The 21,400-nt window shown below is 62.3% G+C and carries 15 protein-coding genes; 11 read left to right on the top strand and 4 right to left on the bottom strand.

Annotation, left to right across the window (positions count from 1 at the left end; all coding sequences use genetic code 11):
• Positions 1–19: 19 nt before the first annotated feature.
• The 6 genes from PQR62_RS14705 to PQR62_RS14680 all read left to right on the top strand — a co-directional run bounded on the left by PQR62_RS14705 (position 20) and on the right by PQR62_RS14680 (position 7,198).
• Positions 20–772 (top strand): LamB/YcsF family protein, encoded by a 753-nt coding sequence (locus PQR62_RS14705; RefSeq protein ID WP_408158714.1) that lies wholly within the window; start codon positions 20–22, stop codon positions 770–772.
• Positions 773–834: 62 nt separating this feature from the next.
• Positions 835–2,433, top strand: a complete 1,599-nt coding sequence (locus PQR62_RS14700; protein ID WP_408158713.1) for an ABC transporter substrate-binding protein — start codon at positions 835–837, stop codon at positions 2,431–2,433.
• 140 nt (positions 2,434–2,573) lie between these two features.
• Complete coding sequence (locus PQR62_RS14695) at positions 2,574–3,560, top strand: ABC transporter permease (RefSeq protein ID WP_408158712.1); 987 nt, start codon at positions 2,574–2,576, stop codon at positions 3,558–3,560.
• Between the two features lie 25 nt (positions 3,561–3,585).
• Complete coding sequence (locus PQR62_RS14690) at positions 3,586–4,425, top strand: ABC transporter permease (protein WP_408158711.1); 840 nt, start codon at positions 3,586–3,588, stop codon at positions 4,423–4,425.
• A gap of 1 nt (position 4,426) precedes the next feature.
• Complete coding sequence (locus PQR62_RS14685; protein ID WP_408158710.1) at positions 4,427–6,124, top strand: ABC transporter ATP-binding protein; 1,698 nt, start codon at positions 4,427–4,429, stop codon at positions 6,122–6,124.
• Between the two features lie 93 nt (positions 6,125–6,217).
• Positions 6,218–7,198 carry a hydroxyacid dehydrogenase gene (locus tag PQR62_RS14680; RefSeq protein WP_408158709.1) on the top strand — a complete coding sequence of 327 codons (981 nt, stop codon included), beginning with the start codon at positions 6,218–6,220 and terminating at the stop codon, positions 7,196–7,198.
• A gap of 103 nt (positions 7,199–7,301) precedes the next feature.
• Here the strand turns inward: PQR62_RS14680 and lpdA are convergent, their stop codons facing one another.
• The 4 genes from lpdA to gshA all read right to left on the bottom strand — a co-directional run bounded on the left by lpdA (position 7,302) and on the right by gshA (position 16,278).
• Positions 7,302–9,101 carry a dihydrolipoyl dehydrogenase gene (gene lpdA / locus PQR62_RS14675; RefSeq protein WP_408158708.1) on the bottom strand — a complete coding sequence of 600 codons (1,800 nt, stop codon included), beginning with the start codon at positions 9,099–9,101 and terminating at the stop codon, positions 7,302–7,304.
• 142 nt (positions 9,102–9,243) lie between these two features.
• Entirely contained in the window at positions 9,244–10,929 is a 1,686-nt protein-coding gene (gene aceF, locus PQR62_RS14670; protein ID WP_408158707.1) for a dihydrolipoyllysine-residue acetyltransferase, read from the bottom strand.
• Positions 10,930–11,150: 221 nt separating this feature from the next.
• Entirely contained in the window at positions 11,151–13,847 is a 2,697-nt protein-coding gene (aceE, locus tag PQR62_RS14665; RefSeq protein ID WP_408158705.1) for a pyruvate dehydrogenase (acetyl-transferring), homodimeric type, read from the bottom strand.
• 835 nt (positions 13,848–14,682) lie between these two features.
• Positions 14,683–16,278 carry a glutamate--cysteine ligase gene (gshA, locus tag PQR62_RS14660; protein WP_408158704.1) on the bottom strand — a complete coding sequence of 532 codons (1,596 nt, stop codon included), beginning with the start codon at positions 16,276–16,278 and terminating at the stop codon, positions 14,683–14,685.
• Between gshA and PQR62_RS14655 the strand changes: the two genes are divergently transcribed.
• The 5 genes from PQR62_RS14655 (at position 16,277) to PQR62_RS14635 (ending at position 21,279) form a co-directional block, all read left to right on the top strand.
• Positions 16,277–16,597 carry a hypothetical protein gene (locus tag PQR62_RS14655; RefSeq protein WP_408158703.1) on the top strand — a complete coding sequence of 107 codons (321 nt, stop codon included), beginning with the start codon at positions 16,277–16,279 and terminating at the stop codon, positions 16,595–16,597. The two genes, gshA and PQR62_RS14655, sit on opposite strands and share 2 nt — an antisense overlap.
• 207 nt (positions 16,598–16,804) lie before the next feature.
• Positions 16,805–17,650, top strand: a complete 846-nt coding sequence (folD, locus tag PQR62_RS14650) for a bifunctional methylenetetrahydrofolate dehydrogenase/methenyltetrahydrofolate cyclohydrolase FolD (RefSeq protein WP_408158702.1) — start codon at positions 16,805–16,807, stop codon at positions 17,648–17,650.
• Positions 17,651–17,735: 85 nt separating this feature from the next.
• Positions 17,736–19,820 carry a M3 family metallopeptidase gene (locus tag PQR62_RS14645; RefSeq protein ID WP_408158701.1) on the top strand — a complete coding sequence of 695 codons (2,085 nt, stop codon included), beginning with the start codon at positions 17,736–17,738 and terminating at the stop codon, positions 19,818–19,820.
• 208 nt (positions 19,821–20,028) lie between these two features.
• Positions 20,029–20,448, top strand: coding sequence for a DNA polymerase III subunit chi (locus PQR62_RS14640; RefSeq protein WP_408158700.1), 420 nt, complete (start codon positions 20,029–20,031; stop codon positions 20,446–20,448).
• 117 nt (positions 20,449–20,565) lie between these two features.
• Positions 20,566–21,279, top strand: a complete 714-nt coding sequence (locus tag PQR62_RS14635) for a hypothetical protein (protein WP_408158699.1) — start codon at positions 20,566–20,568, stop codon at positions 21,277–21,279.
• Positions 21,280–21,400 lie beyond the last annotated feature (121 nt).

The following is a 21,400-nucleotide window of genomic DNA, read 5'->3' as shown; positions in this document are numbered from 1 at the left end:
GATACAACAAGGAGTAGCCATGCCAAGCATCGACATCAACTGCGACATGGGCGAAAGCTTCGGCGCCTGGAACATGGGCGCCGACGAAGCCATCATGCCGCACATCACTTCGGCCAACATCGCCTGCGGCTTCCACGCCGGCGATCCGGGCGTGATGCTGTCCACCGTCAGACTGGCGCTGCGCCACGGCGTGGCGCTGGGCGCGCATCCCGGCCTGCCCGACCTGCAAGGCTTCGGCCGCCGCGAAATCGTCATGAACGCGGCCGAAGTCTACGCGCTGGTGGCCTATCAGGTGGGAGCGCTGCAAGGCATCGCCGCCACGCAGGGCGCGCGGCTGCACCATGTCAAGACGCACGGCGCGCTGTACGGCATGACCGGCCGCAGCCGCGCGCTCGCCGACGCCGTGGCGCAAGCGGTGTTCGACATCGACCCGGCGCTGCAGGTCTACGTCGCCAACCGCCACATGACCGATGCCGCATTGGCGCTCGGCCTGAAGGTGGCGTATGAGGTCTACGCCGACCGCAGCTATCAGGACGACGGCACGCTCACGCCGCGTTCGCAGCCGCACGCCATGATCGAAGACCCGGATCTGGCCACCGCGCAGGTGCGCCAGATGGTGCTGCAGGGTTCGGTGCGTGCGCTGTCCGGCAAGGACGTGCCGCTCAAGGCCGACACACTGTGCGTGCATGGCGATCAGGCCGGCGCCACCGTATTTGCTCAACAGATCGGCGCCGCCTTGCGCGCCGACGGCATTCTCATCGCCGCCACCTGATGCGTTTTTTTCCAGTAGCACTCCACCACTCATTCCGACCGTCAACCAGAAAGGCCAAGTTCATGTTTTCACGCATTGCCCTTCCCTCCCGCCGCGCCATCGCGGTGGCCGCCATGTCGCTCGGCCTGTGCGCCACCGGCGTGCTGACGTCTTCGGCCGCACAGGCCCAGACGCGCGGCGGCACCTTGCGCGCCATCGTGCAGCCGGAGCCGCCGCTGCTCATGCTGGGCCTGAACCAGCAGATCCCGACCCAGTACGTCGCCGGCAAGATCTATGAAAGCCTCTTGACCTGGTCGCCCGAGCTGCAGGCGCAACCGGGTCTGGCCAAGAGCTGGGAGATTTCCAAGGACGGCAAGACCTACACTTTCACGCTGCAAAGCGGCGTGAAGTGGCACGACGGCAAGCCCTTCTCGGCCGACGATGTGGTGTTCTCGGTGGACAAGTTCTTGCGTGAGGTGCACCCGCGCGCACGCGTGATCATCAATCAGTTCGTGGCCTCGGTGAAGGCCTTGTCGCCGACCAGGGTGGAGATCAAGCTGAAGGAGCCGTTTGCTCCCTTCCTCAAGGCCTTCGTCAGCGACAACATGCCTATCGTGCCCAAGCACATCTACGACGGCACCGACTACAAGAACAACCCGGCCAACCAGACCCCGATCGGCACCGGCCCGTTCAAGTTCAAGGAATGGAAGAAGGGTTCCTACATCATCCTGGTGTGCAACCCTGACTACTGGCAGGCCGGCAAGCCCTACCTCGATGAGATCGTGTTCAACGTGATCCCCGACGCCGCCTCCCGTGCGGTCGCCTTCGAGCGCGGCGACGTGCAGGTGCTGCGCAGCGGTGATGCCGACAACGTCGACATCAAGCGCCTCAAGGCATTGCCCAACGTGCAGTACACCACCAAGGGCTGGGAGATGTTCGCCCAGCAGTCCTATATCCAGATGAACCAGCGCAAGCCGCCCTTCGACAACGTCAAGGTGCGTCAGGCGGTGATGGCGGCGATCAATCGCAAGTTCGTGGTGGACAACATTTTCTTCGGTCTGGGCAAGGTCGCCACCGGCCCGGTCTCGTCGAACACGCCGTTCTACAGCAGCGACGTGCCGGCCTACGCCTTCGATCTGAAGAAGGCCCGCGCGCTGGTGAAAGAGTCCGGCGTGGACCTCTCGAAAACACCGGTCAAGATTCTGTCCTATCCCTACGGCGCAGCCTGGGATCGTCTGGCTGAATACACCCGCCAGAGCCTGGAACAGATCGGCTTCAAGGTGGAGATCGAGTCGGCCGACGCCGGCACCTGGTCCAAGCGCGTATCGGACTTCGACTTCGACCTGACCTTCAGCTTCACCTCGCAATACGGCGATCCGGCGCTGGGCGTGTCGCGCCTGTACCTGACCCGCAATATCGTGAAGGGCTCGGCCTTCGTCAACAACCAGGGCTACAAGAACGCCGCCATGGATGAACTGTGGGACAAGGCCGCGGCCGCTACGTCCAATGACGAACGCAGCAAGGCCTACGCCACGATCCAGAAGACTCTGGTCGAGGAAGTCGCCAACGGCTATCTGTTCGAGCTGGAAAACCCGACGCTCTACAGCGGCAAGGTGCATAACCTGGTCAAGAGCGCGATCGGCCTGAACGACACCTTCGCCGACGTCTATCTGGACAAGTAAGACGCTGTCCACGCTCGCACCCGGTGCCGGCCCCTGCTTTCAACCGGGCCCGCCGCCGGGTGTGAACCTGTCCCATCCCGCAACACCTTAGTAACGGCCCTGCGCAGAGTGTCGCGCAGGGCCGCCCCCTGGAGTCAGCAATGAAGTCTCTGTCTTTCCTCTTCGCCCGGCTGGGCAAAGCCCTGGTGGTCGTGCTGGGCGTGGTCGTGATCAACTTTCTGTTGATCCGCATGGCGCCCGGCGATCCCGCCAGCGTGCTGGCCGGAGACGCCGGCTCGTCCGACCCGGCCTACGTGGCGCAACTGCGTCATGAATTCGGTCTCGATCAACCCGTGTACGTGCAGTTGGCGACTTACCTCAAGGGCGTGGTGAAACTGGATCTCGGTTTTTCCTACCGTGAGCGCCTGCCGGTGCTCGACCTGATCCTCGATCGCCTGCCGGCCACCTTGCTGCTGATGAGCTGCGCCTTCGTCTTCTCGGTCGTGCTGGGTGTGCTGTTAGGCGTCATCGCCTCGCGCGCCCGCTATGCCGGAAAACGGCCCTGGCTGGACAGCGCCATCATGAGCATCGCCCTGCTGATCTATGCCACGCCGCAGTTCTGGCTGGCCCTGATCGCGGTGATCTTCTTTTCCCTGCAGTTGGGCTGGCTGCCGCCGTTCGGCATGGAAAGCGTCGGCGCCGGCCTCACCGGCTGGGCCCACGTCGCCGATGTCGCTGCGCATCTGGTGCTGCCGACCATCTCGCTGGGCTGTTTTTTCATGGCGGTGTACGCGCGCCTGACGCGCGCCTCCATGCTCGAAGTGCTGGGCATGGACTTCATCAAGACCGCGCGCGCCAAGGGCGTGGCCACCGGTGAAATCATCCGTCGCCACGCGCTGCGCAATGCGCTGTTGCCGGTGGTGACCTTTGCCGGCATCCAGCTGGGCCAGCTGGCCGGCGGCGCAGTGCTGACCGAAACCGTATTCGGCTGGCCCGGCATCGGCCGCCTGATGTTCGACGCGCTGATGCAGCGCGACTACCAGTTGATGCTGGGGGTGTTTCTGATGACCTCGGTGATGGTGGTGGTGTTCAATCTGCTGACCGACCTGCTCTACCGCCTGATCGATCCGCGCATCGGCGAGCATTAATCGGCGAGCATTAAAAGGAATTCTCATGACTTTGTTCTTCCGACGTTTTTCCGCCAATCGCGGCGCATTGGCTGGTCTGGTGCTGCTGGTGATCGTGGCGCTGGTGGCCTGCCTGGCTTCGTTCTGGTACGAGGAATCGCCCTGGGCGATGGTGGCGCAGCCGCTGCTGCCGCCCTTCAGCGACGCCGCCTATCCGCTGGGCACCGACATGCTGGGCCGCGATCTGGCGGCGGGACTGGCCTACGGCGCCCGCGTGTCGCTGATGATCGGCCTGATCTCGACCCTGGTTGCGGTGCTGCTGGGCGTGGTGGTCGGCGCGCTGGCCGGCTACAACGGCGGCCGCATCGACGATCTGCTGATGCGCTGCACCGAGTTCTTTCAGACCATTCCGCAACTGGCAATGGCCATGGTGCTGGTGGCGATCTTCAAGCCCTCGCTGTATTCCATCGTGGGCGCCATCGCCGTGGTTTCATGGCCGCCGGTGGCGCGTCTGGTGCGCTCGGAATTCATGACGCTCAAGCAGCGCGAGTTCGTGCAGGCGGCCATCGTGATCGGCCAGACGCCGGCCCGCATCATCGTCACGCAGATTCTGCCCAATGCCGCTTCACCGATCATCGTCACCGCTTCGCTGATGACGGCGACCGCCATCCTGACCGAGTCCGCGCTGTCGTTTCTGGGACTGGGCGACCGCAACCTGATGAGCTGGGGTTACATCATCGGCGCTTCGCGCACCATGTTGCGCGAAGCGCCGATGATGAGTCTGTGGCCGGGGCTGGCGATCATGCTGACGGTGCTTGCCATCAATCTGATCGGCGAGGGCCTCAACGATGCGCTCAATCCGCAACTGCGCAAACGTGGGGAATGAGATGAGCACAAACACAAACGCAAGCACAAAAACGAATACAAACACGGCCGCTGCGGCCCCGCTGCTGTCCGTCCGCAATCTCAGCATTGCACTGCCGCGGCAGAGCGACCGCAAGTATGCGGTGCGCGACATTTCCTACGACATCCATGCCGGCGAAATCGTCTGCATCGTCGGCGAATCCGGCTCGGGCAAGTCGATGAGCGCCAATGCCATCATGGGTCTGCTGCCGACCTACCTGCGCCCGGAACAGGGCCGCATCCTGCTCGAAGGACGCGACCTGCTGGAGATGAATGAAGACAGTCTGCGCACGCTGCGCGGACGCGAAATGGCGATGATCTTTCAGGAGCCGCTGTCGGCCCTCAATCCGCTGATGACGGTGGGCGACCAGATCGCCGAAGTCATGCGCGTGCACGATGCCCATCCCGGCGCCGAGCGTGAACGGCGTGTGCTGGAGCTGCTGGAATTCGTCGGCCTGCCCGATCCCGCCACGCTGCGCCACAGCTGGCCCTTCCGCCTCTCCGGCGGACAGCGGCAGCGCGTGATGATCGCCATGGCGCTGGCGCTGGAGCCCAAGCTATTGATCGCCGATGAGCCGACCACGGCGCTGGACGTGACCACGCAGGCGCAGATTCTGGCGCTGATCGCACGCATCCAGAAGGAGCGCGGCATGGGCGTGATGTTCGTGACCCACGATTTCGGCGTGGTGGCGGAAATCGCCGACCGCGTGATCGTGATGGAAAAGGGTGAACTGGTCGAGCAAGGCACGGTGGATGAGGTGCTGAACCGTCCTCGTCATCCCTACACGCGCAAGCTGATCGGCGCGGTGCCGCGGCACGGCGGCCAGACATCGCCCGCGAAGGAAGAACAGCGCCACATCCGCCAGGTGCAGGAAGCGCCGTTGCTGCAGGTCGACAATCTGAAAAAAACCTATGCCACCGGCTCCGGTCTGTGGGGTCGCAAGCGCGTGGTGCATGCGGTCGACGGCGTGAGTTTCTCGGTGCGTCGCGGCCAGACGCTGGGCGTGGTGGGCGAATCCGGTTCGGGCAAGTCGACCATCGGCAAGTGCCTGCTCAAGCTCACCCGCATCGACGGCGGCAAGATATTGTTTGGCGGCGAGGATATCGCGCCGCTGAGCGAAACCCAGTTCCGCCCGCGCCGGCGCGACATCCAGATGATCTTCCAGGACCCGTTTGCCTCGCTCAACCCGCGCCAGACCATAGGCCGCATTCTGTGCGACGGACCGGTGGCGGCCGGTGTGCCGCGCAAGGATGCCGAACGGCGTGCGCGCGAGCTGCTGCAACTGGTGGAACTGGACAGCTCGGCCTTCGACCGCTATCCGGCCGAGTTCTCGGGCGGCCAGCGGCAACGTGTGGGAATCGCCCGGGCATTGGCGATGGAGCCGCAACTGATCGTGGCCGATGAATCGGTATCGGCGCTGGACGTATCGGTGCAGGCGCAGGTGCTGCGACTGTTGCGCGAGCTGCAGCAGAAGCTGGGGATCGCGCTGGTGTTCATCACCCATGATCTGCGGGTAGCGGCGCAAATCTGTGACTCGCTGATCGTCATGCATCGCGGCAAGATCGTCGAAGAGGGTCCGCCGCTGCAGTTGTTCGAGGCGCCGCGCCACGACTACACGCGCGCACTGATCGCGGCCATGCCGGGCGCGCACTGGGATCCGGCGCAAGCCTTGCTGGCCTGAATCCCTGATTTTTTTTGCAGCACATGCTGCAGCATTTTTCGCACCGGCGCCGCTGAGCCCGGTGCGGTTTTCACCTGAAAGGACTTCCCCGCCATGGCGCTGTGTGTGATCGCCCAACCCATCCATCCGGTCGGCGCCGAACTGCTGCGCGCAGCCGGCATCGAGGTGTTGCAATCCAGGGGCGCGGCCGCCTTCGCGCAGGAGCTGGCCGGCGCCGATGCCGCCATCGTGCGCGACGGCGTCAACGCCGCCCAGCTCGATACTGCGTCGCGCCTGCTGCTGGTGGCCAACCATGGCACCGGCACCGACAAGATTGACGTCGCCCATGCCCACCGGCTCGGCATCGCGGTCAGCAACACGCCGCTGGCCAATGTACGCGCCGTGGCCGAGCACACGCTCTACCTGATGCTGGCCACGGCACATCAGGCGGTCGCCGCCGACGACGCCACGCGCGCCGGCAACTGGCGCTTCAAGTACGAAGGCCGCATGCTGTCGCTGTACGGCAAGACGCTGGGCATCGTCGGTTTCGGCCGCATCGGCGAACTGCTGTGCGACATGGCCGGCAAGGGACTGGGCATGCGGATACTGGTGTGGTCGCCGCGCGCGGAGGCGACTCACGTACGCTCTTTCGGCGCCGAGGTCGCGACATCGTTTGAACAATTGCTGGCGCAGTCCGACGTGATCAGCCTGCACCGTCCGCTGCGCCCCGACACTGCACACACCATCAATGCCGGCGCCTTGTCGCAGATGAAGCGCGACGCCATCATCGTCAACACATCACGCGGCGGTCTGATCGACGAGGCTGCACTGGTCGATGCACTGCGCGCCGGGCGCATCGGCGGCGCCGGTCTCGACGTGTTCGAGCAAGAGCCGCTGGCGCCGGCATCACCGCTGGCGGCACTCGGCAATGTGGTGCTCTCGCCGCACATCGCCGGCTCCTCGCAGGAGGCGCTGCAAGCCACCGCGACCCAGTGCGCGGCGCAGGTCATCGCCGCACTGTCGGGACGACCGCCTGACTCGCTGCTGGACGCCTCGGTGTGGGGACGCCGCGCCGGCCTCATGCCCGCTTCCTGATCTGCTTCGCACAGAGACGAAAAAAAACGGCGAACCGAGGTTCGCCGTTTTTCATTACGCCGTGAGAGGCTTGCTGGCCCTCAGCTTGAGCTGCTGCCAGATTTTACTTCTTGCGCTGCGGCGGCAAGTCGGTGCAATGCCCTTCCGCCACTTCCGCCGCCATGCCGAGCGACTCGCCCAGTGTCGGATGCGGGTGGATGGTCTTGCCGATGTCGACTGCATCCGCGCCCATTTCGATGGCCAGCGCCACTTCGCCGATCATGTCGCCGGCGTGCGTGCCGACGATGCCGCCGCCGATGACGCGATGCGTTTCCGCATCGAACAGCAGCTTGGTGAAGCCTTCGGCACGGCCGTTGGCCACTGCGCGACCGGAAGCCGCCCACGGGAAATGCCCCTTCTCGATCTTGATGCCCTTGGCCTTGGCTTCGTCTTCGGTCACGCCGACCCATGCCACTTCCGGATCGGTGTAGGCCACCGACGGAATCACGCTGGCGTCGAAGTGGCTCTTCTGGCCTGCAGCCGCTTCGGCCGCGACGTGCGCTTCATGCACCGCCTTGTGCGCCAGCATAGGCTGACCGACCAGATCGCCGATGGCGAAGATGTGCGGCACGTTGGTGCGCATCTGGCTGTCGACGCTGATGAAGCCGCGATCGCTGACTTGCACGCCGGCCTTGTCGGCGGCGATCTTCTTGCCGTTCGGGCTGCGGCCGACGGCCACCAGCACCAGATCGTAGACTTGCGGCTCGGGCGACTTGGCGCCGGCTTCGGCAGCTTCGAACGTGACCTTGATGCCTTCCTTCAATGCTTCGACCGCAACGGTCTTGGTCTTCAGCATGATGTTGTCGAAGCGCTTTTCATTGAACTTCTGCCAGACCTTGACCATGTCGCGGTCGGCGCCCTGCATCAGGCCGTCCATCATTTCGACGACGTCGATGCGTGCGCCCAGCGTCGAGTACACGGTCGCCATTTCGAGGCCGATGATGCCGCCGCCGATGACCAGCATGCGCTTGGGCACGCCGCGCAGTTCCAGCGCGCCGGTGGAGTCGACGATGCGCGGATCTTCCGGCACGAACGGCAGCTTCACCACCGACGAGCCGGCAGCGATGATGCCCTGCTTGAACTGGATGGTTTTCTTGCTGCCGTCAGCCGCCGTGACTTCGATGTGATGGGCGCCGACGAACTGGCCGTTGCCCTGCACCACGTTGACCTTGCGCGCCTTGGCCATGCCGGCCAGACCGCCGGTCATGTTGCCGATGACCTTTTCCTTGTAGCCGCGCAGCTTGTCGATGTCGATTTCGGGCTTGCCGAACGTCACGCCGTGCGAGGCCATCGAGGCTGTTTCATCGATCACCGCTGCCACGTGCAGCAGCGCCTTGGAGGGGATGCAACCGACGTTAAGGCAGACGCCGCCGAGGGTGGCATAGCGCTCGATCAGCACCACGTTGAGACCCAGATCGGCCGCGCGGAAAGCCGCCGAATAGCCGCCGGGACCGGCGCCCAGCACCATGACGTCGCATTCGATATCGCTCTTGCCGCCGAAGCTGGCGGCGGCCGGGGCCGGAGCCTGTGCCGCCGGGGCCGGAGCTGCCGGGGCTGCAGCCGGCGCAGCCGGTGCAGCGGCAGGCGCCGGAGCGGCCGCTGCCGGCTTGTCGGCGCCGGCGTCGGCCGAGGCTTCCAGCGTCAGCACGACAGAACCTTCAGCGACCTTGTCGCCGACCTTGATTTTCAATTCCTTGACGACGCCGGCGTGGCTGGATGGAATTTCCATGCTGGCCTTGTCGGATTCGACGGTCACCAGCGATTGATCGACCTTGATGCTGTCGCCCGGCTTGACCAGCAATTCAATCACTTCGACTTCCTTGAAGTCGCCGATATCGGGGACTTTGACTTCGATCAGACTCATGTCTTTACTCCGTGTGTTCTGTTGTTCGCTTGACGCTGTCGGCTGACCGGTCCGGCCAGAGCCGGATGCGGTGAACGGGTACTTGATGGCTAGGCTGCTCAACGCAAAACTGCTGCGGCAGACGCCGCAGCAGTTCCGTGATTTACAGCAGCGACTTGCGCAGATCGCCCAGCACTTCGGCCAGATAGGCCGAGAAGCGTGCGCCCATCGCGCCGTCGACCACGCGGTGATCGTAGGACAGCGAAGTCGGCAGCATCAGGCGCGGCACGAATTGCTTGCCGTCCCAGACCGGCTTGGTGATGGATTTGGAGAGTCCCAGAATCGCCACTTCAGGCGCATTGATGATAGGCGTGAACGCCGTACCGCCGATGCCGCCCAGCGAGGAGATGGTGAAGGTCGCGCCCTGCATGTCGGCCGGCTTGAGCTTGCCGTCGCGCGCCTGAGCCGAGAGATCACCCATTTCGGTGGCGATCTGACCGATGGTCTTCTGGTCGGCGTTCTTGATCACGGGCACCACCAGGCCATTCGGCGTGTCGGCCGCAAAGCCGATGTTGTAGTACTGCTTCAGGATCAGGTTTTCGCCCTTGGCATCCAGCGAGGAATTGAAAGCCGGGAATTTCTTCAGCGCGGCCACGCTGGCCTTGATCACGAACGCCAGCATGGTCAGCTTGACCGGCGACTTGGCCTTGGCGTAAGCGGCATTGGAGCTGACGCGGAATTCTTCCAGCTCGGTGACGTCGGCTTCGTCGAATTGCGTGACGTGCGGAATCATGACCCAGTTGCGATGCAGGTTCGGACCGCTGATCTTCTTGATGCGCGACAGCGGTTGCAGTTCGGTGGCGCCGAACTTGCTGAAGTCCAGCGACGGCCACGGCAGCAGATCCATGCCCGCGCCGCTGCCGCCCTTGGCTGCTGCGGCCGGTGTACCGGCGCCGCCGGCCAGTGCCGCCTTGACGAATTTCTGCACGTCTTCCTGCAGGATACGGCCCTTGGGACCGGTGCCGGCCACGCGGCCCAGATCAACGCCCAGTTCGCGTGCGAACTTGCGGATCGATGGCGAGGCATGCGCCTTGCCGCCGGTAGTGGTGGCCGAAGCGCTGGCGATGGCGTCAGCCGCAGGAGCCGAGGCTGGCGCCGCTGCCGGAGCAGATGCAGGCGCGGAAGCCTGAGCCGCCGCCGGTGCTGCTGCAGCGGCCGCCGGTGCCGGTGCTGCGGCAGCAGCTGGCGCGCCGCCGCTGGCTTCGATCGAGGCGATCACGCTGCCCTTGGCAACCTTGTCGCCGATCTTCACTTTGAGTTCCTTGATGACGCCGGCGCTGCTGGATGGAATTTCCATGCTGGCCTTGTCGGACTCGACGGTCAGCAGCGATTGCTCGACCTTGACGGTATCGCCGACCTTGACCAGCAGTTCGATCACTTCCACTTCGGCGAAGTCGCCGATGTCCGGCACCACGATGTCTTGCACACCGCCGGCTGCCGGTGCAGCAGCTGGCGCAGGGGCAGCAGGTGCGGGAGCCGAAGCGGTGGCGGCGGCAGGCGCAGCGGCAGCCTGTGCCGGCGCTGCTGCGGGAGCCGCGGCAGCCGGAGCGCCGTCGGCTTCAACGATCAACAGCACCGAACCTTCGGCGATCTTGTCGCCGATCTTGATCTTCAGCTCTTTGACCACACCGGCCGTGCTTGACGGGATTTCCATGCTGGCCTTGTCCGACTCGACGGTCACCAGCGATTGATCGACCTGGACGGTGTCTCCGACCTTGACCAGCAGCTCGATGACTTCGACTTCCTTGAAATCGCCAATGTCCGGCACTTTTACTTCGACTTGACTCATCTGTTGCGCTCCGTATTTTTGGGGACCGGCGCTGCTGCCGGCCTGTGATATCCGCGTATGTGAAGACGGCTTGCAGACATGGAGTATGTCATGACAAGCCGCCTTTCCTTTAGTTTCGGGCGATCCGGCCGACCGCATCCGCTGCAATTCCGGTCATTCCGGAATCTGGCGTGAGCGTTGGCACGGATCGGTTTCCCTGCGCTTACCTGAGTTGCTTTACCTTACTGAGTGACCGGATTCGGCTTGTCCGGATCGATGCCGTACTTGGCAATCGCCTGCTTGACCACCGAGGCGTCGATCTTGCCTTCGTCGGCCAGCGACTTGAGCGCCGCCACGGTGACGAAGTAACGGTTCACTTCGAAGAACTCGCGCAGCTTGGCGCGGGTGTCGGAGCGGCCGTAACCGTCGGTACCCAGCACCTTGTAGGAACGGCCCTTAGGTACAAAGGCGCGGACTTGTTCGGCATAGGTGCGCATGTAGTCGGTCGAGACCACGATCGGACCTTCGCTCTTTTCCAGCGACTGCTCGAAATGGCCCTTCTTGGCGGTATCGGCCGGGTGCAGCATGTTCCAGCGCTCGACGTCCTGGCCTTCACGCGCCAGCAGCGTGAACGACGGTGCGGACCAGACGTCGGCATCGACCTTCCAGTCGTCGCGCAGAAGATCGGCGGCGGCGATGACTTCGCGCAGGATGGTGCCGGAACCCAGCAGTTGCACGCGCAGCTTGTTTTCCTTGCCGGCTTCGTTCAACAGATACAGGCCCTTCAGAATGCCGTCCACCTGCCCGGCCTTGATGCCTGGATGTGCGTAGTTCTCGTTCATCACGGTGATGTAGTAGAACACGTCTTCCTGATTCGCCACCATGCGGCGCAGACCGTCGTGAATGATCACGGCGACTTCGTGTGCAAAGGTCGGATCGTAAGGCACGCAGTTCGGGATTGCCGAAGCGAACACGTGGCTGTGGCCGTCTTCGTGCTGCAGACCTTCGCCGTTCAGCGTGGTGCGGCCGGCAGTGCCGCCGATCAGGAAGCCGCGTGCGCGCATGTCGCCCGCTGCCCATGCCAGATCGCCGATACGCTGCAGACCGAACATCGAGTAATACGTATAGAACGGAATCATGATGCGGTTGTTGGTCGAGTACGAGGTCGCCGCAGCGATCCACGAGCTCATGCCGCCCGCTTCATTGATGCCTTCCTGCAGAATCTGGCCGGCCTTGTCTTCGCGGTAGTACATCACCTGGTCTTTGTCGACCGGCTCGTACAACTGACCGACCTGGCTGAAGATGCCGATCTGGCGGAACAGACCTTCCATACCGAATGTGCGGGACTCATCGACCATGATAGGCACCACGCGCTGACCCAGGCTCTGGTCGCGCAGCAGTGCAGTCAGCACGCGCGAATACGCGGCGGTGGTCGAGATTTCACGGCCTTCGGCAGTAGGTTCCAGCATGGCCTGGAAGGCCGACAGTTCCGGCACGGTCAGCTTTTCGTCGGCTTGCGGACGGCGCTGCGGCAGGTAACCGCCCAGCGCTTTGCGGCGCTCGTGCAGGTATTGCATTTCCGGGGTGTCGTCGGACGGCTTGAAGAACGGAATGTTTGGCAGCTCGGCATCCGAAATCGGCAGCTGGAAGCGGTCGCGCATGGCCTTGATGGCTTCGTCGTCCAGCTTCTTGGTGTTGTGCGCGGTGTTGCGCGCTTCGCCGGCCTTGCCGAAACCATAGCCCTTGATCGACTTGGCCAGGATCACGGTCGGCTGGTCCTTGCTGTCCTGCGCCACCTTGAATGCGGCGTAAATCTTGTGCGGATCGTGGCCGCCGCGGGTCAGGCGCCAGATGTCGTCGTCGGACATCTTGCTGACCATTTCCAGCAGCTTGGGATGCTTTCCGAAGAAGTGCTTGCGCACGTAGGCGCCATCCTTGGCCTTGTAGTTCTGATATTCGCCGTCGACGGTTTCCATCATCACCTTTTGCAGGATGCCGTCCTTGTCCTTGGCCAGCAGCTCGTCCCAGCCGCTGCCCCAGATGACCTTGACCACATTCCAGCCGGCGCCGCGGAAGTCGGATTCCAGCTCCTGAATGATCTTGCTGTTGCCGCGCACCGGGCCGTCCAGACGCTGCAGATTGCAGTTGACCACGATGACCAGATTGTTCAGCTTTTCACGGCCGGCCATGCCGATCGCGCCCATCGATTCCGGCTCGTCCATTTCGCCGTCGCCACAGAAGGCCCAGACCTTGCGGTTGTCGGTCTTGGCGATGCCGCGTGCGTGCAGATATTTGAGGAAGCGCGCCTGATAGATCGCCATCAGCGGGCCCAGGCCCATCGACACGGTCGGGAACTGCCAGAACTCAGGCATCAGTTTCGGGTGCGGATACGAAGACAGGCCCTTGCCGTCGACTTCGCGACGGAAATGCAGCAGCTGTTCTTCGGACAGGCGGCCTTCCAGGAACGCACGGGCGTAGACGCCCGGCGAGGAGTGGCCTTGAATGTACAGCAGGTCGCCGCCGTGATCTTCGGTCGGGGCGTGCCAGAAATGGTTGAAGCCTATGCCCAGCATGTTGGCCAGCGAAGCAAACGAGGACAGGTGACCGCCCAGATCGCCGTCGACGCGGTTGGCCTTGACCACCATCGCCATCGCATTCCAGCGCATCCACGAGCGCAGGCGCTCTTCGATTTCCAGATTGCCCGGGCAGTGCTCGCCCTGATCGGCAGGAATCGTGTTGACGTAAGCGGTATTGCTGGAGAACGGGATGTGCGCGCCCCGGCGGCGGGCCAGATCGACCATGCGCTCCATCAGATAGTGCGCGCGTTCAGGACCTTCTTTTTCGATCACGGCTTCGAGGGCGTCAAGCCACTCCTGGGTTTCCATCACATCGGGATCGTTGGCCGCCTGTGCCAGAACTTGATCGATTTGGGCTGACATGTCATGTCTCCATGTTTGTTGAGATGATCCGGTGCTCTCAAATGAGCCCAGAACCTTGAGCAAAGCCGACGCGCTGAAACGTTAATGTACGGTCTTCCAGCCTTGTGGACGACGCATTTTATCAGGGAATTTTTAATTTTCAAATTACGATAATCGATTTCATAATTTGAAATTTTGCTGCAAAGCGGCATAAACAGGGGCTCTCAGGCCGTCGTTTTTTTACGGTTTTCAGCCTTGCCATGGTTTTGCGTCCGGTTTGCGCTGCCACAAAACCGGCTGCAAACGCATCAGCCGGAGCTGCGGATCGAGCTGCGCCGCACGGTCCTGAGTTACCGGGAAGAAATCTGCGGCATCAAACCCGGATCGCACAAGCTGCTTTTGAAGCTTTTCGACTCCGAGTTAATTAAACCCACAGGGAAATTGGAAATCACTGCTCTATATATAGAAGAGCCTTGAGAATAGCTGACTGATTACTTGCCTTGCAGGCAATGCCGACGCCGGCATGCGGAGCGCTGTATTGCGGCCTCTCCAGAGCTAAAGTTTGAAGAACACGAGCCCACCCGCCTGAATCCGGGCCCAGAAACGCCGGCAACAAGCCTGATGCCCTTCAGTTAAGTAAAATTTCCCAGGCGAGCCGTTAGTGCTGAGCAGGGCCGCAAGACCGTGTCGAAACCGGCCTGCGACGTTCATGGCGCTTGCCTGCCCTTCGATACGCTGCTTTGCAGCTCCTCAGGGCGAACGGAGTTGAAATCGAACAGTACAAAAAAATGCCGCTCAGTTCTTCACTGAACGGCATTTCGGCAACAAGCCGGCGTTTTTGAGGCGTCAGTAAAAATCAGACGCTGATATTACCGAGCGTACTGGCGCGATAAGCGGCGACGAAGGTATCGAAGTCGCCGGTCTGGGTGCGTTCCATACTGGTCTGGGCATCCAGCGAGGCTTGCGCCATGGCGACGAAGTCTGCCGTCTGTTCGGCACTCAGCGGACGCGCCATCAGTTCGTCGGCCTGCAACTGGCTCTGGCGCAGCGCAAATGCCGGGAAAGAATTGCCGTTGGCCTGCACTTCGCGCAAGACCCGGGCCGAAGGCGTCAGGTCGGCGTCATTGAGCTTGGCGCGCTGGGTCGCCATGCTGCGCGCGTGCTCGTCGCCGCCGGCCTGCTGATCCAGCAAGGCTGCGACCGGCGCCATGCGCTCCAGCAGTTCCAGGCCCCACTGCTGCAAACCCACGCTGCGTTCGCCGTTATGCAACTGCAGGCCCGGCTGGCGTCCTTGCTTGACGGTGGCCATGAAGTTGGCGCGATTCTGGTCGCCTTCTTCGCCGGTGGTGATGTCGCTTTCCTCCAGCGCCAGGAAATGCAGGAAGACGTCGAGGAAGCGCGACGCCTCCAGGCTGATGCCCAGCGGATTGAAGGGGTCGATGTCCATACAGCGCACTTCGACGTATTGCACGCCGCGCGCCGACAAGGCTTGCACCGGACGCTCGCCGCTATAGATCACGCGCTTGGGGCGGATCGCCGAGTAGAACTCGTTTTCGATCTGCAGGATATTGGTATTGATCTGCACCCACTCGCCGTCGCGCTTGGTGCCGATTGCCTCGTAGGGCGGATACGGCTCGCTGACGGCTTGCGACAGGCTGCGGATGTAGCTGGGCAGATTGTTGTAATGCGGCGTGATATTCGCCTGGGCATTGCTCTGATATCCCAGATCGCTCATGCGCAGGCTGGTGCCGTAAGGCAGATACAGCGTGTCTTCGCTCAAGGTCTGCAACTGATGCGGACGGCCGCGCAGGAAATTGCTGGCGACCACCGGCGAAGCGCCGAACAGATACATCAGCAACCAGCTGTAACGACGGAAATTGCGGATCAGCGCAATGTAGCGCTCCGACTGGTAATCGCGGCGCGAAACGCTGGCCTCGACGCTGCCGTCGGTCTGGCGCAGCACATCCCACAGGTCTTCATGCAGCGAAAAGTTGTAGTGGATGCCGGCGATGCATTGCATGGTCTTGCCGTAGCGCAGCGCCAGGCCGCGCCGGTAGACATGCTTGAGCGTGCCGATGTGCGAAGTGCCGTACCAGGCGATGGGAATGTCGGTTTCGTCCGGCAGCACACAGGGCATGGAGAAATTCCAGAGGATTTCCTTATCCAGCTTGGTGTAGGCGAAACGATGGATTTCATCCAGGCGCCTGAGCGCGGTGGCGATATCGTTTTCGGCCGGCGTGATGAACTCCAGCAGCGACTCCGAATAATCGGTGGTGATCTGCTCATTGGTCAGCGCCGAACCCAGCGCCGCCGGATGCGGCGTCTGCGCCAGATGGCCTTGCAGATCGACGCGCAGGGTCTCCCGCTCGACACCGCGCAAGCCTTTTCCAAGCAGATCGCGATGTTGCGCGTCGGCAAGCAGCTTGAGGCGTTGTGTGAGCAGATCGGCCATGCAAAAGTCCTTCGAAATAATTAGTTGGCGGAGCATAACCGAAAATGAAAAAGCTCGTCGTCGCCTGATCGAAATCTGCGGCCTTGGCGGCACGTTCATATCGGCTCGTATACGCCGCCAGAGCGCCGTCCAGTCAATATCAGACGCTGAGCATGAGCAGCCATGGCGCGCATTCCGAAAGAGCGAGAATTTATTCTTCAGCCGCTCGCCTTCAGCGCTCCGCCGCAAAAAATATTTTCCGCTCAAAACATCTTCGAACCATCTGCATCGGCGCGCCATTCTATGCGAGCGCCGGCAGCGGATTGCTGCGCGAGCTTGAAGCCCGCCCAGTCGAGACGATCCGGCTCACGACTCCGGCGCCGCCCTCCGGCAGATTGCTGCGCCGCGCATTGCCGGCCCCGCTCGTCTTATAATGTCGTCTTTGCACACGGCACATGCATCTGCCCCTGCGAGCGGGTCCGATTGCCTGCGAGCCGCCTGATTCGACCTCTTCATTCCATCCTCCCCACGTTTTTACATAGCCACCATGCCAGCACAACTGATAGACGGAAATCTGCTCTCCAAACAACTGCGCGCCGATGTCGCCAAGCGCGCCGCCGCCCTCAACGCCAAGGGCAAGCAAGCCGGCCTGGCCGTGGTGCTGGTCGGCGACAACCCGGCCTCGCAGGTCTATGTGCGCAACAAGGTCAAGGCTTGTGAAGACAACGGCCTGCATTCGGTGCTGGAAAAATACGAAGCGACGATGACCGAGGCCGAACTGCTGGCGCGCATCGACGCCCTCAACAAGGATCCCAGGATCAACGGCATTCTGGTGCAACTGCCGCTGCCGGCGCATATCGACTCGCACAAGGTGATCGAAGCCATCGCCGCCGACAAGGACGTGGACGGTTTCCACGTCAGCAACGCCGGCCTGCTGATGACCGGCCAGCCGCTGTTCCGCCCCTGCACGCCGTATGGCGTGATGAAAATGCTGGAATCCATCGATTACCCGGTGCGCGGCGCCAATGCGGTGGTGGTGGGCGCCTCCAACATCGTCGGCAAGCCGCAGGCCATGTTGCTCTTGCAAGCCGGGGCAACCGTCACTATCTGTAATTCCAAGACCCGCGATCTCGCGCATCACACGCGTCAGGCCGACATCCTGGTGGTCGCCACCGGCAAGCGCAACATCGTCACCGGCGACATGGTCAAGCCGGGCGCGGTGGTGATCGACGTCGGCATGAACCGCGACGACAACGGCAAGCTGTGCGGCGATGTGGATTTCGCCGGCGCCAGCGAAGTTGCGGGCTATATCACGCCGGTGCCGGGCGGCGTCGGACCGATGACCATCACCATGCTGCTGGTCAACACCATCGAAGCCGCCGAACGCGCCTGAAGCCGCTGCATCTGAAGCCTGAATTCAGGCTTCAGCCGCGCAGCACCTTACATCCTGACGGCAATCCTTCAAGAATCGAGAGTTTATGACGACCCAAACCGCTGCAGCCCTTGCCGGCAATCCCCTGCTCGACTTTACCGGTCTGGCGCATTTCGACGCCATCAAACCGGAGCATGTCACGCCGGCGCTGGACATGCTGCTGGCCGATGCCAGCCAGCTGGTGACGCAACTGGAAGCGCCGATGGCGCAGGTGAGCTGGGACAACTTCGTTGAGCCGCTGGAAAGCGCGACCGAAAAACTGGGCCGCGCCTGGAGCATCGTCGGCCACCTCAATTCGGTGATGGACACGCCTGAACTGCGCGCCACGTACAACGAAAACCAGCCGCGTCTGGTCGAGTTCTGGACTGCGCTGGGCCAGAATCTGGCGCTGTTCGAAAAGTACAAGGCCTTGCATGACAGCCCCGATTTCGCCTCGCTCTCGGCCGCGCGCCAAAAGGTGGTCGGTAACGCGGTGCGCGATTTCCGACTGTCGGGCGCCGAACTGCCGGACGATCAGAAGGAACGCTTCGCCGACATCCAGGAGCAGCATGCTGCGCTGACCACCCGCTTCTCCGAAAACATTCTCGACGCCACCAACGACTTCGGTCTGTTCGTGGAAGATGAAGCCGAACTGTCCGGCCTGCCGGAAGACGTCCGCCAGGCCGCGCGCGCCGCCGCTGAAAAGGATGGCAAGCCTGGCTATAAATTCACGCTGCATTTCCCGTCCTACTTCCCGGTGCTGCAATACGCGGACAATCGCGCACTGCGCGAAAAGATCTATCGCGCCAACGCCACCAAGGCCTCGGAACTGGGCGCCAGGTCCGAATGGGACAACAGCCAGAACATCGTCGAGATCCTGAAGCTGCGCAAGGAAGAAGCACACATGCTGGGCTTCGCCAATTTCGCCGAACTGTCGCTGGTGCCGAAGATGGCGCAGTCGCCGGCTGAAGTGATTTCCTTCCTGGAAGATCTGGGCCGCCGCGCACGCGCCTTCGGCGAGAAGGATTACGCCGAGCTGCGCAGCTTCGCCAGGGAACAACTGGGACTGGACAAGCTGGAAGCCTGGGATACTACCTACGCCTCGGAAAAGCTGCGCGAGCAGCGCTACGCCTTCTCGGAACAGGAAGTGAAGCAATACTTCCCCGAACCCAAGGTGGTCAACGGTCTGTTCCATCTGGCGCAGCGCCTGTTCGGCGTCGATATCAAGACCGACAGCGCGCCGGTCTGGCATCCTGACGTGAAGTTCTTCCGCATCGAACGCGACGGCCAGTTGGTCGGCCAGTTCTACCTGGACATGTATGCGCGCAGCGGCAAGCGCGGCGGCGCCTGGATGGACGACGCCCGCGCCCGCCGCCTGACGCCGGCCGGCGTGCAGACGCCGATCGCCTATCTGGTCTGCAATTTCACCGAACCGGCCACCGTCAACGGCGTACGCAAGCCGGCGCTGTTCACGCACGATGAAGTGATCACCTTGTTCCATGAATTCGGCCACGGCCTGCATCACATGCTGACGCAGGTGGATGAAGTCGGCGTGTCCGGCATTTCAGGCGTCGAATGGGATGCTGTCGAGCTGCCGTCGCAGTTCATGGAAAACTTCTGCTGGGAATGGGACGTGCTGCAGCATCTGACGGCGCACGCCGACAACGGAGAAGCGTTGCCGCGCGCGCTGTTCGACAAGATGACCGCCGCCAAGAACTTCCAGTCCGGCCTGCAGATGCTGCGCCAGGTGGAGTTGTCGCTGTTCGACATGCTGGTGCACCACGAATATCAGGCCGGCGGCGAACAGAGCGTGCAGCAATTGCTGAACGGCATACGCGAGCGGATTTCGGTGGTGACGCCGCCGGAATTCAACCGCTTCCAGCACTCCTTCAGCCACATCTTCGCCGGTGGTTATGCTGCCGGCTATTACAGCTACAAGTGGGCGGAAGTGCTGTCGGCCGACGCCTACAGCGCCTTCGAAGAAGCCGCGGCCGCCGGCGGCAACGTGATCTCGATCGAAACCGGCCAGCGCTTCCAGAAGGAAATTCTGTCGGTCGGCGGTTCGCGTCCGGCCATCGAATCCTTCAAGGCCTTCCGCGGCCGTGAGCCAAGCATCGATGCCCTGCTGCGCCATAGCGGCATGGCCGCCTGACGCGATTCCGCATGCAGCAAGCCGGCAAGGTCCGGCGCCTGAATCCGCACTCGCCATGTGACAACATGCCGGGTTGCGCGATGCGGGCGCCGGACCTTGGCTTTTGATGCCCGCAGGAAATACGTTCCGCACGCTCCATACGCTCCCCGCGCCCGCCTCTCTGCCCTGACTGGTTTTCCTTTCCCCTGCAAATGTCTATACTGCCGCCATGACCCGTATCGACTTCCATAGCAATGTTCCGCAGAAACTGGCTTACGTCTGCCGCCTGGTGCGCAAGGCGCGCGGCGCGCAGAACCAGATTGTTCTGCGCGCCCGCGACCGCAACGAACTGGCGCAACTGGATCAGGCCTTGTGGACATTTTCCGAGCTGGACTTTCTGCCGCACGTGATCGCAGGCAGCCCGCAAGCGACACAGACGCCCATCATCCTGACCGCAGACGACGATGTCGAACTGCCGCATCATCAGGTGCTGATCAATCTCTCCGGACAGACGCCCGCGCACTTCGCGCGCTTTGAGCGCATGTTCGAAATCATTTCCGACGAGGAAGCCGACAAGGCCGCCGGCCGCGAACGTTATCGTTTCTACAAGGAACGCGGCTACCCGCTCAGTCACTTCGTCGCCAGTTGATCGCTCCTTATTTGTAGCCTGCCGGTCACCTGCTCATCGCGGCCCGCCTGCCATCAGGAAATCGCTCTCGCCGCCGTTCAGGGCGGCGCTCCCGGATAAGCGTAAGGAAAGCCTTCCATGAATCACGACGACAATATTCCGCTGCTGACCGAGATCATTCCGGCGACGCCTGAGGCTCAGGAACGACGGCAAGCACCGCACACCTCTCAGCCGACGCCCGATGTGAACGTCTACTCGGATATCCCCGCGCCCTTGCTGACGCCTTCCTCAGATCAGGCGCCACATCATTTTCAGTCGCCGCCTCAGCCACAGCCGCAGCAAGCACAACAGCCTCTGCCCTATTCCACACAGAATCGCTATGGCTGGCAGCAGCCGGCGCCGCTGCATTTCGAGCAACAGCATCAGCCGCCTGCCTATGCGCCTGAGCCGTGGCAACAGCCACAGAGCTTGCAATTCACCGATGAGCCGCCAATGCACACGGCGCAGACCTGGCAATCGTCTTTCAATGCGCCGAATATGCCGCCGGGCGTCTTGCCGTCTTTTCAGGACAACATCACCCAGCCAGCGCCTGCCCCGATTCCGCCCCAGCCTGACGCCGCACAGCTAGGCCAGATACAACAAGACATCCGGGAAAATGTATTGCAGAATCTGCTGACGCATGTCGATGGTGTGCTGCAGCAGCATTTTCAAGACCATATGGCGGTGGTTCTGGACAATATGGCCGATATTCTGACGCAGCGCATCAAGTTCAGCCTGCAGCAGGCGCTGGAAGAAAGCGTATCGCGCGCAGTGGCAGAAGAAATGGCGAAATTCGAATTTTCGAAAAAGTAAATTTTCTCGCCATTTATTTTTATTTTTAAAGCCTGGATCGACTCCATGGCGAATAAATAAAAATCCAGCCCCTGCGATTGAATACATAAAAAATCAGTAAGTTCTTACAATGCCATCCATT

It is taken from the genome of Herbaspirillum lusitanum, from assembly GCF_046025995.1.
Lineage (GTDB): Bacteria > Pseudomonadota > Gammaproteobacteria > Burkholderiales > Burkholderiaceae_D > Herbaspirillum > Herbaspirillum lusitanum_A.
Note: the sequence above shows the minus strand (reverse complement) of the source record. Positions and strands in the feature narration are given on the sequence as shown.

Coding starts and splice junctions, on each gene's coding strand:
- PQR62_RS14700 (WP_408158713.1), top strand. CDS start 835: ATGTTTTCACGCATTGCCCTTCCCTCCCGCCGCGCCATCGCGGTGGCC.
- aceF (WP_408158707.1), bottom strand. CDS start 10,929: ATGAGTCAAGTCGAAGTAAAAGTGCCGGACATTGGCGATTTCAAGGAA.
- aceE (WP_408158705.1), bottom strand. CDS start 13,847: ATGTCAGCCCAAATCGATCAAGTTCTGGCACAGGCGGCCAACGATCCC.
- PQR62_RS14645 (WP_408158701.1), top strand. CDS start 17,736: ATGACGACCCAAACCGCTGCAGCCCTTGCCGGCAATCCCCTGCTCGAC.
- PQR62_RS14655 (WP_408158703.1), top strand. CDS start 16,277: ATGCAAAAGTCCTTCGAAATAATTAGTTGGCGGAGCATAACCGAAAAT.
- lpdA (WP_408158708.1), bottom strand. CDS start 9,101: ATGAGTCTGATCGAAGTCAAAGTCCCCGATATCGGCGACTTCAAGGAA.
- PQR62_RS14680 (WP_408158709.1), top strand. CDS start 6,218: ATGGCGCTGTGTGTGATCGCCCAACCCATCCATCCGGTCGGCGCCGAA.
- PQR62_RS14635 (WP_408158699.1), top strand. CDS start 20,566: ATGAATCACGACGACAATATTCCGCTGCTGACCGAGATCATTCCGGCG.
- PQR62_RS14695 (WP_408158712.1), top strand. CDS start 2,574: ATGAAGTCTCTGTCTTTCCTCTTCGCCCGGCTGGGCAAAGCCCTGGTG.
- gshA (WP_408158704.1), bottom strand. CDS start 16,278: ATGGCCGATCTGCTCACACAACGCCTCAAGCTGCTTGCCGACGCGCAA.
- PQR62_RS14685 (WP_408158710.1), top strand. CDS start 4,427: ATGAGCACAAACACAAACGCAAGCACAAAAACGAATACAAACACGGCC.
- PQR62_RS14640 (WP_408158700.1), top strand. CDS start 20,029: ATGACCCGTATCGACTTCCATAGCAATGTTCCGCAGAAACTGGCTTAC.
- folD (WP_408158702.1), top strand. CDS start 16,805: ATGCCAGCACAACTGATAGACGGAAATCTGCTCTCCAAACAACTGCGC.
- PQR62_RS14690 (WP_408158711.1), top strand. CDS start 3,586: ATGACTTTGTTCTTCCGACGTTTTTCCGCCAATCGCGGCGCATTGGCT.
- PQR62_RS14705 (WP_408158714.1), top strand. CDS start 20: ATGCCAAGCATCGACATCAACTGCGACATGGGCGAAAGCTTCGGCGCC.